Below are 15,341 nucleotides of genomic sequence, written 5' to 3'. Positions count from 1 at the left end.
TGTGTGCACTGTGGGAGGGACTTCAGTCCCGACTGCAGTTTGCTGGATGAATCGCTGCTTCCTTCATAGCGCCTGAAGGGCGCCTCGAATAACGCGGTATTGCCGCGGTTCGGCATGATGTATCGCCGCGATTGTAGGAGCGGCTTCAGCCGCGACGGGCATTCCCGGTAACGCCCGTCGCGGCTGAAGCCGCTCCTACAAATGGTCTTCGTCGTTATTAGAACTGCCCTGAAGCCGCTCCCTGCAGAGCGCGGGGCCGCACCTGGCGCGCAGGTGCGTGGGGGCGCTGGTCGCGGCAGGACGTCTCGGCAGCGGTCTGCGATGGTCCAGGCCCCACCGTTGCCATGGCTCACCGCGACCAACGAGGTGCAAAACCCGGTCGCGGCCGAAGCCGCTCCTACGACAACACGGCGAGGCTTCAGACGAAGCCGTGAGTGATCCGCGGCGCGGCGCTGGGGCCGCTGTCGTAGTCGGCGTAGGGATCGTGCTCGCCGCTGCCGCCTTCGGACAGGCGGAACTTCAGGGCCAGGCCGTCGCGCGAATCGGCCGCGCGCAGCGCTTCCTCCTGCTCGATCTGGCCCTGCTTGACCATGCGGAACAGGCACTGGTCGAAGGTCTCCATGCCTTCCTCCAGCGACTCCTCCATCGCCTGCTTGATCTCGTGGACCTGGCCGCGGCGCAGCAGGTCGCGGATCATCGGCGTGTTCAGCAGCACTTCCGAGGCCGGCCGGCGGCGGCCGGTGTTGTCCTTGACCAGGCGCTGCGAGATCACCGCGCGCAGGTTCAGCGACAGGTTCATCAGCACGTTCTTGTGCGCGCTCTCGGGGAAGAAGTTGAGGATACGCTCGATGGTCTGGTCGGCGTTGTTGGAGTGCAGGGTGGCCAGGCACAGATGTCCGGTCTCGGCGAAGGCGATGGCCGCCTCCATGGTTTCCGCGTCCAGGATCTCGCCGATCAGGATCACGTCCGGCGCCTCGCGCATCGCGTTCTTCAGTGCGTTGTGGAAGGCGTGGGTGTCCAGGCCGACCTCGCGCTGGTTGACGATGGACAGCTTGTGCTTGTGCAGGTATTCGATCGGATCCTCGATGGTGAGGATGTGCCCGGTGGTGGTGCTGTTGCGGTAGTCGATCATCGACGCCAGCGAGGTGGACTTGCCCGAGCCGGTGGAGCCGACCACCAGGACCAGCCCGCGCGGGGTCATGATCACGTCCTTGAGCACCTGCGGCAGGTGCAGTTCCTCGATGCTGGGAATCTTGCTGCGGATCGCGCGGATCACCATGCCGACCTCGCCGCGCTGCTTGAACACGTTGACGCGGAAACGCCCGGCGTCCTGCAGGGCGATGGCCATGTTCAATTCCAGCTCCCGCTCGAACTGCGGCACCTGGCCCTCGTCCATCAACGAGTAGGCGATCTTCTTGACCATGCCCGGCGGCAGGCCGGTGGCGCCGAGCGGGTACAGCTTGCCTTCGATCTTGATATAGACCGGTGCTCCCGTGGTCAGGAACATGTCCGAGGCGTTCTTTTCGGTCATCAGCTTCAGGAAATAGCCGATATCCATGCGCAATGGTTCCCCAACGATCCGCAATCGCCCGTTGCAAGCGCGCCACAGGCTTCCGACAATGGCCGTGACCGACGTCTCCGTCCACGGCCCCCCTAGATGAAAACTAGCTTCGCACACTTCCGTTGTCAGCAGTATGTGATGGCCTGCGCATTGGCGTTGTTCGCCGCGCCGGCCGCGTTCGCCCAGGTGGCTTCGCCGGAGCTGCTGTCCGCGCAGCAGGCGGTGCAGCGTGCGGTCCAGGCCGATGCCGACCAGTACGCGCCGGACCTGCTGGCCAGTGCCCGCCAGGGCCTGGAACAGGCGCAACAGGCCGCGCTCGACCGCCGCCAGCGCAAGACCGCACCGCAGTTGGCCCTGCGCGTGGCGGCCGATGCCGACCTGGCGCGCGCGCGCAGCGAGGAGGCGGTGGCCAATGCACAGTTGAAGCAGCGCCAGGCCGAGGTGGCCCAGCTGCAACAGACCCTGGGCACCGGGGAGGGCCGCCCATGAGCCGCGCCCTGCACGGAATGCGCCGCCTGGCCCTGCTGGCCCTGCTGCTGGCGCCGCTGGGCGCGATGGCCGCCGACGACCCGGAACTGGCCGTGCTCAACCAGCGCCTGGTGGCGCTGCAGGCCGATCCGCTCAACGCCGATGTCGCCGCCTACGAGCGCCTGCAGGCGCAGCAGGCGGTGGCCAACTTCGCCAACGCCAAGCGCAAGGAGCGCGACGACGCGCGCTACCTGGCCGAGCGTCGGGTCGAGATCGCCGAAACCATGGCACGCGCCGAGATCGCCCGACGCCAGGTCGACCAGTTGGAGAAGACCCGCAGCGACCTGCTGATCGAGGCCAGCCGCCGCGAGGCCGCGCGCGCCCGGCAGGAGGCCGAGCGCCTGCGCGTGCAGGCGCAGATCCAGGCCGAGGAGGCCGAGAGCCTGCGTCAGGCCGCCGAGGCCGAGCAGGCCGCGCGGGCAGATGCGGATGCGGCCCTGGCCAGCGTCGCCGGGCAGCAGACCGCCAAGCTCAGCGCCGCGCAGCAGAAGTCGGCCAAGCTGGCGCGCGAGGAGGCCGAGCTGGTCGCCGGCACCAAGCTGCCGGCCTCGCGCTTCGAGACGCGCGGCGAGGTCTTCACCTTCTCCGGCGCGGCCTTCGGCGCCGGCAAGGCCGCGCTGTCAGGCGACGCCACCAACCAGGCCAAGGCCCTGTCGCAGTACCTGCAGATCAGCAAGGGCAAGGTGCGGATCGAGGCCTACGACACCGACGCCGGGGTGGCGCAGAAGCGCGCCGATGCCCTGCGCGCGGCCCTGGTCGGCGGCGGCGTCGCCGCCAACCGGGTGCAGGCGGTCGGCAAGAAGGGGGCCTCGACCAAGGCCCGCTCGGCCGACGTCGTGATCGCGCCCTAAGGTCGGACGGCGCCCTGTGCAGGCGGTTTAACGGGGTTTTTCCCTGGGCCTGAGCGCCGAGCAACTGAATGCGGCAAAGCGGGCCTGCTTCTCTTGTCCGCGACGGTGGGGAGGCGTAGGGTCGGTACTCCAGGTGGCACTCCCGCCGCCTGGTGCCAACGGAGGAGTTCGAGCCGATGACGCAGTGGCGCGCACCGCAGTCCGACGTCCCGGGAACCGTCGTTCCAGGCGTTGCAGCGGTGCAGCCGGCGGCTCGCGCGCTTCCGCTCCCAGGCAACGCCCCGTGCCGCAGCGGCCGGGGCGTTCTTGTTTCTAGCTGAAGGAGGCTATTCCTATGTTCGAAGGGCAACCGCAGACCGAAATCGACGCGTTGATCAAGTCCGATCCGGAGTTCAAGCAGCTCTACCAGCGCCACAAGACCTTGGACAAGAAGTGCATGGACGCCGAGCTCGGCGTGCTGCCGATCGACGATGTCACCCTGGCGCAGATGAAGCGCGAAAAGCTCGCCGCCAAGGAAAAGCTGCTGCGCCTTTACGAGCAGAAGCCGCACTGACCGTACTATTCCCTCTTGTCGCGGGCGGTGGCTGGCCTCCTCGTCGGCTTGCCACCGTCCGCGTCATTCCCTCCGAAAGCCGCGACCGCGGCTTTTTTCGTCCCTGCCGCGCGCATTCTCTGACTTTCCACCCCCGAGCGCGGATAATGCCCGGTCCAGCCGCTGCCGCGGCGCGACGCATTCGGACCCGATGGCCATTCACTCCTCCGTACTCGACCTGATCGGCGACACCCCCATCGTCAAGGCCAGCAAGCTCGACACCGGGGTGTGCGAGCTGTACCTGAAGCTGGAGAGCGCCAATCCCGGCGGCTCGATCAAGGATCGGATCGGCCTGTCGATGATCGAGGCGGCCGAGCGCCGCGGCGACCTCAAGCCCGGCGCGGTGCTGGTCGAGGGCACCGCCGGCAACACCGGGATCGGCCTGGCCCTGGTCGCCCAGCAGAAGGGCTACAAGCTGATCCTGGTGGTTCCGGACAAGATGAGCCGGGAGAAGATCTTCAACCTCAAGGCGATGGGCGCCGAGGTGGTGCTGACCCGCTCGGACGTGGCCAAGGGCCACCCCGAGTACTACCAGGACCTGGCCGCGCGCGTCGCCGCCGAGACTCCGGGGGCCTACTTCATCAACCAGTTCGGCAATCCCGACAACCCGGCCGCGCACGAGTTCGGCACCGGCCCGGAGATCCTGCGGCAGATGGACGACCGGCTGGACGCGATCGTGTTCGGCTGCGGCAGCTCCGGCACCATGACCGGCCTGTCGCGCGCCTTCGCCGCCGCCTCGCCGCACACCGAGCTGGTGCTGGCCGACCCGGTCGGTTCGATCCTGACCGAATACATCGAGCAGGGCACGGTCAGCGAGAAGTCCGGCAGCTGGCTGGTGGAGGGCATCGGCGAGGATTTCCTGCCGGCGATCTCCGATTTCACCCGGGTCAGGAAGGCCTATTCGATCAGTGACGCCGAGAGCTTCCACACCGCGCGGGAACTGCTGGCCAAGGAGGGCATCCTTGGCGGCTCCTCCACCGGCACCCTGCTGGCGGCGGCGCTGAAGTACTGCCGCGAACAGACCGAGCCCAAGCGCGTGCTGGTGTTCGTCTGCGACACCGGCAACAAGTACCTGTCGAAGATGTACAACGACTACTGGATGCTGGACAACGGCTTCCTGGAGCGCCCGCAGCACGGCGACCTGCGCGACCTGATCCTGCGCCCCTACAGCCAGCGCGACACGGTGGTGGTCGGCCCCAAGGACCTGCTCACCACCGCCTACCAGCGCATGAAGCTGTACGACGTGTCGCAGCTGCCGGTCATGGAAGGCGATCAATTGGTCGGCATCGTCGACGAAAGCGATGTCTTGTTGCATGTATACGGCGATGAAGCGCGGTTCCGCGACCCCGTGGCCACGGCCATGGTCAGCAAGCTCGACCGGCTGGACGTCAAATCGCCGATCGAGGCCCTGCTGCCAGTGTTCGACCGCGGCCAGGTCGCCATCGTGATGAACGAGGGCGCCTTCCTCGGCCTGATCACCCGCATCGACCTGCTCAACTACCTGCGCCGCCGGGTGCAGTAATCCCTGCGCCCGGCACGGCCCCGTGCTGCATGGGGCCGTTCAGACCGCACTGCTAGAATCACGCCCCTTTTCCGGTAACCCCACATGACGGACAACACGTCGAACCCCCATGGCGACGGCCCCGCGCTGGCGCTGGCGACCCTGGCCATCCATGGCGGACAGCACCCGGACCCGTCCACCGGCGCGGTGATGCCGCCGATCTACGCGACCTCCACCTACGCCCAGTCCAGCCCCGGCGAACACCAGGGCTTCGAGTACTCGCGCACCCACAACCCGACCCGCTTCGCCTACGAGCGCTGCGTGGCGGCCCTGGAAGGCGGCAGCCGCGGCTTCGCCTTCGCCTCGGGCATGGCGGCGACGGCCACGGTGATCGAGTTGCTGGACAGCGGCAGCCACGTCATCGCCATGGACGACCTGTACGGCGGCAGCTACCGACTGTTCGAGCGCGTGCGCAAGCGCACTGCCGCGCTGGAGTTCGGCTTCGTCGACCTGACCGACCCGGCCGCGTTCGAGGCGGCGATCCGCCCGACCACCAAAATGGTCTGGATCGAAACCCCGACCAATCCGATGCTGAAGATCGTCGATATCGCCGCGATCGCCGCGATCGCGCGCAAGCACGGCCTGCTGGTGGTGGTCGACAACACCTTCGCCTCGCCGCTGCTGCAGCGGCCGCTGGCGCTGGGTGCGGACATCGTGGTGCATTCGGCGACCAAGTACCTCAACGGCCACTCGGACATGGTCGGCGGCATGGCCGTGGTCGGCGACAACGCCGAACTGGCCGAACAACTGGCCTTCCTGCAGAACTCGGTGGGCGGCGTGCAGGGCCCGTTCGACAGCTTCCTGGCACTTCGCGGCTTGAAGACCCTGCCGCTGCGCATGCGCGCGCACTGCGACAACGCCCTGGCCCTGGCGCAGTGGCTGGAGACGCACCCGGCGGTGGAGAAGGTGATCTACCCGGGCCTGCCCTCGCACCCGCAGCATGCCCTGGCCGGCCGGCAGATGAGCGGCTACGGCGGCATCGTCTCGATCGTGCTCAAGGGCGGCTTCGACGCGGCCAAGCGCTTCTGCGAACGCACCCGCCTGTTCACCCTGGCCGAATCCCTGGGCGGCGTGGAGAGCCTGGTCAACCATCCTGCGGTGATGACCCATGCTTCGGTGCCGGTCGCGCGCCGCGAGCAGCTCGGCATCAGCGATGCGCTGGTGCGGTTGAGCGTGGGGGTGGAGGATGTGGGGGATTTGCGCGGGGATCTGGAGTGGGCTCTGGAAATCCAGCTGTGACTTTCTATGCTGTTAGACAGCGCTTTGTGATCGCTACTAGGAGCAATCAGTGCAATATACCTCTTTAAATACAAAAGCCAGTGTTTGCATGGTGCCGCGAGGCGTCAATGGCTGGCCACTTGAGCGCGTTGCAACTGATGCAGGGGAGCTCTGGTTTCCCTTGGCAGACAAGGTGATGCGAGAATATGCCCGTAATAGTGGGCGCTGGGACATTGACGTCGCCAAGGTTTTGTTCGATTGCTGCGCCAGTCAGGAGCAGGGTGTCTTTGTCGATATCGGTGCAAACATCGGTTACTTTTCGTGTCTGCTATCTGAGCGGTTTCATGATTTACGGACTTTTGCATTTGAGCCGCATCCCCTCATTTATGATGTCCTTGCGCTGAATACATGGAAATACGGCTCGCGAATTCAGCTGCATTCATGTGCGCTTGGTTCCAAGCGTGGGACTGTTGCACTAGAGACAGCCACGAACAATCTAGGGGACACGCGAGGTGTGGAGGAGGATGTTGCAAATACCGTCGCGCCTCTAGTAAGTCTGGATGAGCTGTACCCCGACCTTGTGGCAAGTGTCGTGAAGATCGATGTGCAGGGCGCAGAACTGGATGTCATACGTGGGATGGTCGGTGTCATTCGCAGGTCTCCCAGTATTCGCATTGTTGTGGAGTTTAGTCCGGATCTAGCCATTGCTGATCATTTTGATCCAGAAGTGGTGCTCGATGTCTATCGTTCTTTGGGTATGCGAGTTCTGCTCATTCGAGATGGTCAGTTAAGTGAGGAAAGCAATACGGAAATACTCCGTTATTGCAGTTCGGCTGGTCCAATGGCACAGGCAAATCTGCTGCTAGTTCGCACTTGAGTGCGATGAATTTAATATGGGAATCTGAAGATGCAAAAAGCAGTAATTGTCACCGGCGGTGCCGGATTCATTGGGTGCGCGATTTCTAGTCAACTTCGAGAGTTCGGTTTGCCGGTAGTTGCAGTCGATAATCTACACCCCCAGATTCATGTCGAGCCACGCCGTCCCGAGGCACTTGATGAATCCGTGCATCTTTTAGTTGGAGACATCACCGAACCAGACACTTGGAGCCAAGTTCTCCAAAACTGGCAACCTGCAATCGTTGTGCATCTTGCTGCAGAAACTGGTACTGGCCAATCGTTGGTTGAAGCGACCCGACACGCGCATGTGAATGTAGTTGGAACCACCGTGATGCTGGACGCTTTTTCTGCTCGCGGCTTGGTGCCTGAACATATTCTGCTGGCTTCTAGCCGAGCTGTTTATGGTGAGGGGGCCTGGCGCGACGGAAATGGCCGAACTTTCTATCCGCCTGCTCGTTCGCATGAGGTGTTGGCGCGCTCTCAATGGGACCCCGTTTCCCCTTCTGACACTGGTCCTGTCTCGCCTATTTCGCATCGCGCAGACATTGTGTTTCCTAACCCGACTAGCGTGTACGGCGGCACTAAGCTTGCGCAAGAGCATGTCCTTTCGGCTTGGTGTGGCGCCATGCAGGTTCCTCTCTCCATTTTTCGCTTGCAAAACGTTTACGGTCCAGGCCAGTCGCCGTTTAATGCCTATACCGGTATCATCACACTTTTCCATAGGTTAGCTCGAAAGTTGCAGCGTCTGGATATCTATGAAGACGGCAATATCGGCCGTGATTTCGTTTTTATTGATGACGTTGTTAGTGCGCTTGTTGCTGGTCTGCGTAGGCCGCCATCCAATATCCGTACACTTGATGTTGGCAGCGGCGTTGTAACAACCATTGCCGACGCGGCTAAAGCGATCGCAGCCATGCATAATGCCCCAGAGCCTCAGGTTAGTGGGAAGTTCCGCGATGGCGATGTGCGTTGGGCTGTCGCAGATGCGGCGCCACTCGAAAAGGCTCTAGATGTGCGGGCTCGTATTAGCTTTGAGGAAGGTGCGCGCCGTGTCGGTGAGTGGCTAATTGCGCGAGGTTATGCATGAGTTCGCCTGGCGATAATTTGAATATAGCGAGAGACAAAGTAGTTTCATTAGCAGTCATCACTAACGCAACTCGTGACTGGCTAGATTCAGTGCGGTCTTTGTTGAATCTGCAGGGTAGCGCTAGTTGTGAGATCGTGGCTTGGGATAATGTCAGTGCGGGACGGGATTTTGCTGGTAGCAAAGCGCGATTAAATTCGGCATGGACATTGTCAGCTGCAGTCGCTGGCATCATGAGTAAAGAGTCTTCGCCTGAAGCTCTTGTGGTGGCCGTATCGCCCGCGGTTGTGCCTGCCGAGCTACTGGATCGTGCTTTGGAATGGATAAGAAGAGATCAGCGGATTGCTACTGTATCGTTTCTTTCGAATGCCGCCGGTGCCCTGAGTTTCCCATACCGTAATTCACCTACACCACACGGAATTCCAAGTTTGGATGAGTCCGAAGTGTGTGAGAAGCTTCGCGATGTGCAACCAGACAGTGGCCCAGTTTCGCTGCAGGTTCCGATGGGACCGGTAGTGTTGGTCAATGCGAGAGTGATAAAGGCCGTTGGTGGATTTGATCCTGATAGTGATTCCAATCCCTCTGAGGCTCTCGCCGAGTTCGCGTTGCGAACCGGGCGCAGGGGCTTTAGACACGTCTTGGACGCGGGGTCGTATGTGACAGGGCAATGGACCAGTAACGGAGCGCCCATCGAGGCAAGTGACGAGCATCGATCACGGCAACGTCTGCATGTACGCGATAGCTGTTTCCCCGCATTGCACGATCATATTAGATCTTCACAGGCGAGCGCATTAGGTATTGCGCTTGACGTTGCGCGTAGCAAGGTTCAAGGTCTGCGTGTTCTCATAGATGGTTCTTGCTTGGGGCCGATGGAGATGGGAACGCAGGTGCAGACTTTGGCGCTTGTACGCTCTTTGCTTAAACGCGATGATGTAAGTCGAGTTGTACTCGCCACGCCCAATGCGATGTTGCCGGGATATGCGCGCGACTTGCTCTTGCAGTCCAAACTTGCCATTTGCGATGCTAGCGATCTGATGTTCAAGGGGGCGGAGCAAGTCGATATCCTGCATCGTCCCTTTCAACCAGACCGGTCGATTCCCTGGGGCCGCTGGCGAGAGCTGTCCAAACGTATCGTAATTACCCTTCAAGATCTTATCGCCTACCGTGTTGGTAGTTATCATGAGAGTGGGCATCGGTGGCTGGAGTATCGAAACAATATTGAAGCTGCTGCACGCTTTTCTGATGCCATTGTCGCAATCTCTGACGATACCCGTGAATCTATTCTGGATGAGCGGCTGGCTGTAGAGTTGCAGCGCATTCATGTAGTCAAGAATGGCGGTGACCACTTGGTTGCTGGCGATGTGGAGCAAATGCCCAGAGCCTTAGTCGAAAAGGGTCTTGTTGCAGCGCAATTTTTGCTTGTGCTAGGGGCGAGTTATAGTCACAAGAATCGCGATTTAGCTATACGCACCTGGAAAGAGCTGCGTCGACGTGGACACAACATTGCTTTAGTCATGGCTGGTGCTGTCGTTGCCAAGGGAGCATCTAGGCAGGAAGAGGCGATCGCAAGAAGGGACGCGGACGAGGACTATTTGGTGGTGCTGCCTGACGTCAGCAGTGCCGTCAGGAATTGGCTGCTGCGTCATGCGAGCATCGTGCTATATCCTACTTCCGCAGAGGGCTTTGGACTGGTTCCTTTTGAAGCTGCGTCGATGGGGACGCCTACCGCCCACGTGAGTTTTGGTCCGCTCAAAGAGTTGATTGACTCGCCGGAACTGCCTCAAGATTGGGATCCACTGCATATGGCAGATTATTGTCATCAGCTATTACAAGAGCCTGACCAAGCCGCAAAGAATGTTAAGCATGTTCTTGCTAGCGGAAACCATTTGGTGTGGGCTACGACTGCTGCTGATCTAACTTTAGCATACCGCCAGACGCTCGCGGCTCCCCCGCGCGCTTAATACATTAATAGGTCGAAACATGAATTCTACTGATATTGATAAAATTTCCTTGGAGCAGGCGCTGATAGATTTTGAGGTCGCTAATGCTCGGGTAATGGATCTAACTTCACGCTTGACTTCAATGAGTCGTGAGCTTATTCAGACTCGCTCTGAGTTGGAAAGATTGCGAATCGGTGGAATTTCTATCCCGCAGTCAACAGTTAATTTTGGAGACTATGAAGATGTGCATAATCGATATGCGCAGATTCGTTCCTCGCGTCTAGTGAGGTTTGCGGCAATTTTTAGTCACAAATTGCGGCGGTGTCTATAATGAGTCGGCCACGAATTCTACATTGCATCACCGTCTATAACGGTCGAGCTTTTGTTCCCGCCGCTATCGAAAGTGCATTGCGATTGGACCAGCGTGATGCTGAAATCGATGTATTGGTTCTTGATGACGCTAGTCCAGAGCCGGGTTGGAGCGAAGAACTTTCAGCGTTCTGTGATCTTCGAGGCGCGATTTACTATCGAACTCCACGCAATCTAGGTATTCCGCGTAACGTCAACCTTGGTATGCTGACTGCTGTCAAGCACGGCTACGATTACGTGGTTATTAGCAACTCGGATGTGCTCTATCCGCGCGAGCTGATGGGCCAGATGCTGCAGGCGTCGCGTCAAAAGAATGTCGGTTCGGTGACCGCTTGGTCCAACAATGTTTCGCTCTATTCGTTGCCCAACCAAGATCCCAATCTGTTTCTCCATGATCAAGGAGTGGTTGACTGGATTCACGCAAGCCTTGCAGGCCATTTTGGCGACGCTGTTATGGACATCCCGGCGGGCATTTCTTTCTGTATCCTTATCCCCACCGAGGTGATACGTAAAGTCGGTATTATGGACCCTTGTTTCGGTCGCGGTTACTGCGAAGAAACCGACTGGAGTCTGCGCAGTCTTGCTGCTGGTTATCGCATTGCTCTGGCGCCAGGGACTTTTGTTTTTCATCATGGGCGCGGTTCTAATCTTGATGCGGGCTTGGTATCGTCGGACTCAACTACTGTTCCTGCGAATGAGGCGATTATCGACTTGAGATACCCGCAGTTTCGTAATCAAGTGGGAGCCTTTGTGCATTCTGGGGTTCTTGCTCGTGCGCACGATGATGCAATTTCTCAAATAATACGGAGCGCTGGGCGGCAATTCGGATACTCAATTGATGTTGGTTGGATTGCTCGTGATCGCAAAAACGAGGATGAGGTCAATATTCTTCTTTCCCCTGATGGCGCTAACGATAGCGTGCAGGCGGTGTTCAGGGGCTTTCGGCTCGATCTAAAGTTGGGTCGTAAAGATATCGGGCAAGGAATCCGGAAATTTTTTGATAGAGAGCCTAATGCTTTGAATCTTTTTGATTCAGGCGCGTTTGCAAGCGCCCTAAAATCCGAGTTCAGCAGCGTTGCTGTGAGCCGAACAAGCAACTATCCAGAGCGGGTATGAGCCATGATCGGAGCTGAGCTGACGCATCGCACTAACAATTTTGATTTTGTTCGTATTTTTGCTGCACTTTGTGTATTAGTTAGCCACCATTTTGCTTTATCTGGATTGCCAGAGCCATTGGTGCTTCAGTTTCAGACGCTAGGTGGCTATGGGGTCTTTATTTTCTTCTCAATTAGCGGTTTTTTGGTTGCGCAGAGTTGGGAGCGCGATCCCAATTTGCTGCGCTTCGCTTCTCGCCGTTTGTTGCGAATTTGGCCGGGTATGCTCTGTGCGTTGGTATTATGCGCCCTCATATTGGGGCCAATCGTTACGACGTTGCCGCTCAGAGAATATTTTTCCAATGATTTAACTTGGAAGTATTTTGCTACTCTTCTTTTTCAAGTTCAGCCATTTCTACAAGGGGTTTTTCCCAATAGTCCGGTGCCTTACATCCCAAACGGGGTGCTTTGGACCATTCCAATTGAAGTTCACTGCTATGGCTATCTTGCTCTACTGGGGTTAATTGGGGTGTTGCGCTTCCGCTGGCTGCTTTTGCTCCTTACTACGGCATTGGCTTTTTATTACTACGTCTATCATGACGCTGAGGCTGTCTTTAAAGCTGGGGGTGGAAGAATCCATGAAATCGAATTTGCTACCTTTTTCTTCTCTGGAGTGCTTTTGCATTACTTCCGAGGGATTTGGTTGAATTGGGGGCGCGCGCTGGTTACTTTTCTTATTATCTTAATCTGTTCACTTTTTTTGATAAAATACAATCACCAATTGATAGCCGCCTTTCTGCTAACTCCGTTCATTTTTGTGGTGATGGGTAATGCATCATTTCCCGTGGTTAGGCGGTTCGGTCGTTTTGGAGATATGTCCTACGGAATATATATTTATGCTTTTCCGGTCCAGCAGACATTAATATGGGCTTTTGGTAAAAGTATTTCTTTTTCAGGGAGTCTGATCCTCGCGCTGTCAATTACTGCTGCGCTGGCTTGGATTTCGTGGCATTTTATAGAGCAGCCAGCCCTGAAATTAAAGCCAAAAGCGTCTAAATCAGTCTGATGGTGGCCTGGTGCGCTTTTAGGCACTCTTAAGCAAAAATCCTACTCTTTTTCGTTGGAAAAGAGCAGGATTCTACTTGCGTGTAGCTATGCGTGTAGCGTTTGCGGGAAATATGATAAGTCTGGCAAAGCTGGAGATGTTGTCTAGTCGTTATGCCCGATAGGGGTAAACGCCGACGTTTGAGGGTATTGTGGTCTCTGCCCCGTATGGTTGCTACGGGGTAGGGTAGCCCTATTGCGGTGGCGGAAATTGACGATTGAGATTAGGGGTTTTTGATAATCACTCATCTCGCCTAGAGTGAAACGCTACGGATAGCGGCTGTGCGCCAGATATCCCATGCACTAACTGCGTATTTATTGCGGTCAGTAAAACCACATCGTGCAGCCAGTGGTGCTGAATATGATCTTCTCCGGGGCCTTCTGCTAAAGCGACATCGATACTGTACTCTCCGCGTACAAGACGGGGGAATCGCATTTGAAATGTTGCGGAGATAAGCGAATTTTCCTCTACGCTTATTGCGTCTTCCCTAAGATAGCTGTCTGAGCTTTCCGCTAGAATATATTGCCCTTTCCGGTCTTTAAGCATGAATCCAATCGCCGGATACATCAATGGCTTTCTGGTTCGACATGTAATAACTAGGCGGACGTCCGTTAAGGAGTCGAATTCCGCAAGTGGCGCGCCTTGGATGTCGCTGATAACTACTGATTCAATAGAGGCGCCGCCGGCACCGAAACCATCAGCCTCCGCGCGAAATGGACTGACATGAAAACGAGTGGGCTCAATGTTTTTGCTGTCGTAAGCCCCTTCCTTCGATGAAGAGCTATTTATTACTGTCGAGGTCGTGCGATCAGTGTACAAATCTCTGAGATAAAGCGCAGAGATGTCTTTTGCACTTCCCGTATCGCAGCTATACTCGGACTTATTGCGGCGTAGGAGAACGGCTGATTTACACAATGCATTTACGGCTCCCATGTCATGACTGACGAATAGCAGCGTACCGCCCTCTCTTTGGAAGTTGGAAAGAAAGCGCATGCACTTTTGCTGGAAGAATGCATCTCCAACGCTGAGAGCTTCGTCGATCACGAGTATGTCAGCATCGACATGGGCAATCACTGCAAATGCAAGGCGGACATACATTCCGCTTGAGTACGATTTGACAGGCTGCTCAATAAATTCGCCGATGTCAGCGAATGCGGCTATAGAATTCAGTCGGGCAGTGATGGTTTCTTTTTCTAATCCATATAGCGAGGCAGCAAGATAAACATTTTCCCGGCCTGAAAATTCCGGATTAAAGCCTGCCCCAAGCTCTAGCAAAGCTGCAATGCGACCATTTACTGCAATATTTCCTTCGGTTGGCGTTAAAGTTCCACAAATCATTTGAAGGAGTGTTGATTTTCCAGAACCATTACGTCCGATGATGCCGACCGTCTCGCCGCGTTTGATCGAGAAGTTCACCCTGCGGAGTGCCCAGAATTCTCGGTAGTATCGTCGGTGATTGCGCCAAAGCATTTGCTTCAGGCGATGAATCGGCTTGTCGTAGACATTGAAGCACTTGCCAAGATCTTCCACTTCGATTGCTACGTCAGAGCACATCTGAAAATCCCTTTCTTGTCTTCTGGAAGAATGCAAATCCGGCAACGAAGACCAGAAGTGATATTGTCAAGCAAAGCATATATTCAATGGGATCTAATGCATGGCCCCAGATGAGAACGTCGCGCATCTGGGCAATGACCGGCGCCAAAGGGTTTACGTTAAGAAATGGGCGTAGCGATGCAGGTATGGCGTCGATAGGGTAAAAAATTGGGGTCAAGAACATTACCGCAGTGGTAATGATTGCAGTGATCTGAGTGGTATCTCGCAGGAATACGCCAAGTGCTGATAAGAGCCACCCCAATCCCGTCATGAATAGCAGGGCTGGTAATATGACCATGGGTAATAATAGCGCCGTCATTGGGGGCGGGCCGTAGGAAATTATATAAAATACTAGCCATACTGCGAGATTGATAGTCAGGCTAAATAGCGAGGTTAGCATGCTAACAACGGGCAGGATTTCAAGAGGAAAAACTACCTTTTTGACATAGTTTGAATTGCTTATGATGAGTTGCGGCGCCCTGTTAAATACATCAGAGAAGAAGTTGAACACTAATAGTCCACTGAATAAGACTAGCGCAAACTCTGTCCGGGTTCCGCTACCACCTGGCCATCTTGCTTTAAAAACTTCGCTGAAAACGAATGTGTAGATTGCAAGCATGAATATCGGCTGGACCAATGTCCAAGTAAGGCCGAGAAGAGAGCCTCTATATCGTGCTGAAATCTCTCGCGCGGTCAGTGCGACGGTAAGCTTGCGATTCGTAAGAAGACTTTTAACTAGGTAGCTCGGGGAGCCGGAGTAGGGTTCCATCATCAAGCTGTGTATGGGCGACCCATTAGTCTACTGCGGTAGTGGCTGGTGTGCTCGCCGTAGAGTACTGAAACACATTGGCGGGCACCCAACTCGTTAGTCAGTGTTCATCGCGCATTTGGTTTGGGAATCGGCGCCGTGCAATGCAGATGCATAGCGCCCGCTTGTTAAAGCGGGCG

Annotated in this window: 13 protein-coding genes; 10 read left to right on the top strand and 3 right to left on the bottom strand. The window is 57.2% G+C overall.

Annotated elements, in window-relative coordinates:
* Positions 1 to 418 precede the first annotated feature (418 nt).
* A complete protein-coding gene (locus AC1PMG_RS18500; protein ID WP_342072978.1) occupies positions 419 to 1,558 on the bottom strand; it encodes a PilT/PilU family type 4a pilus ATPase in 1,140 nt (379 codons plus the stop codon).
* 99 nt (positions 1,559 to 1,657) lie between these two features.
* Here AC1PMG_RS18500 and AC1PMG_RS18495 point away from each other — a divergent pair, with 99 nt between their 5' ends.
* The 10 genes from AC1PMG_RS18495 to AC1PMG_RS18450 all read left to right on the top strand — a co-directional run bounded on the left by AC1PMG_RS18495 (position 1,658) and on the right by AC1PMG_RS18450 (position 12,761).
* Entirely contained in the window at positions 1,658 to 2,050 is a 393-nt protein-coding gene (locus tag AC1PMG_RS18495; RefSeq protein ID WP_026144112.1) for a DUF4398 domain-containing protein, read from the top strand.
* A 17-nt stretch (positions 2,051 to 2,067) separates the two neighbouring features.
* Entirely contained in the window at positions 2,068 to 2,940 is an 873-nt protein-coding gene (locus AC1PMG_RS18490; RefSeq protein WP_481111707.1) for a hypothetical protein, read from the top strand.
* A 334-nt stretch (positions 2,941 to 3,274) separates the two neighbouring features.
* The gene (locus tag AC1PMG_RS18485; protein ID WP_010340228.1) at positions 3,275 to 3,493 is read left to right on the top strand and encodes an HP1242/YdcH family protein; all 219 of its coding nucleotides are present in this window, start codon (positions 3,275 to 3,277) and stop codon (positions 3,491 to 3,493) included.
* 190 nt (positions 3,494 to 3,683) lie between these two features.
* Positions 3,684 to 5,054: a pyridoxal-phosphate dependent enzyme gene (locus AC1PMG_RS18480; protein ID WP_481109809.1), complete on the top strand. Its 1,371-nt coding sequence runs from the start codon at positions 3,684 to 3,686 to the stop codon at positions 5,052 to 5,054.
* An 84-nt stretch (positions 5,055 to 5,138) separates the two neighbouring features.
* Entirely contained in the window at positions 5,139 to 6,332 is a 1,194-nt protein-coding gene (locus AC1PMG_RS18475) for a cystathionine gamma-synthase (protein WP_481109808.1), read from the top strand.
* 49 nt (positions 6,333 to 6,381) lie between these two features.
* On the top strand, positions 6,382 to 7,188 hold the full coding sequence (locus tag AC1PMG_RS18470; RefSeq protein ID WP_481109807.1) for an FkbM family methyltransferase: 807 nt from the start codon (positions 6,382 to 6,384) through the stop codon (positions 7,186 to 7,188).
* Positions 7,189 to 7,218: 30 nt separating this feature from the next.
* Positions 7,219 to 8,295 carry an NAD-dependent epimerase/dehydratase family protein gene (locus tag AC1PMG_RS18465; RefSeq protein WP_481109806.1) on the top strand — a complete coding sequence of 359 codons (1,077 nt, stop codon included), beginning with the start codon at positions 7,219 to 7,221 and terminating at the stop codon, positions 8,293 to 8,295.
* Entirely contained in the window at positions 8,292 to 10,253 is a 1,962-nt protein-coding gene (locus AC1PMG_RS18460; RefSeq protein WP_481109805.1) for a glycosyltransferase, read from the top strand. Before AC1PMG_RS18465 ends, AC1PMG_RS18460 begins: the two co-directional genes overlap by 4 nt.
* A gap of 309 nt (positions 10,254 to 10,562) precedes the next feature.
* Positions 10,563 to 11,717, top strand: coding sequence for a glycosyltransferase family 2 protein (locus tag AC1PMG_RS18455; protein ID WP_481109804.1), 1,155 nt, complete (start codon positions 10,563 to 10,565; stop codon positions 11,715 to 11,717).
* Between the two features lie 3 nt (positions 11,718 to 11,720).
* Positions 11,721 to 12,761, top strand: coding sequence for an acyltransferase family protein (locus AC1PMG_RS18450; RefSeq protein WP_481109803.1), 1,041 nt, complete (start codon positions 11,721 to 11,723; stop codon positions 12,759 to 12,761).
* 279 nt (positions 12,762 to 13,040) lie between these two features.
* Here the strand turns inward: AC1PMG_RS18450 and AC1PMG_RS18445 are convergent, their stop codons facing one another.
* On the bottom strand, positions 13,041 to 14,354 hold the full coding sequence (locus AC1PMG_RS18445; protein WP_481109802.1) for an ABC transporter ATP-binding protein: 1,314 nt from the start codon (positions 14,352 to 14,354) through the stop codon (positions 13,041 to 13,043).
* Positions 14,344 to 15,162, bottom strand: a complete 819-nt coding sequence (locus AC1PMG_RS18440; protein ID WP_481109801.1) for an ABC transporter permease — start codon at positions 15,160 to 15,162, stop codon at positions 14,344 to 14,346. The genes AC1PMG_RS18445 and AC1PMG_RS18440 overlap by 11 nt, the downstream gene beginning before the upstream one ends.
* Positions 15,163 to 15,341: the final 179 nt, after the last annotated feature.

Source organism: Xanthomonas sp. NCPPB 2250, assembly GCF_056725265.1.
The sequence above is the reverse complement of the archived record's forward strand: the minus strand, read 5'-3'. Positions and strand labels throughout refer to the sequence as shown.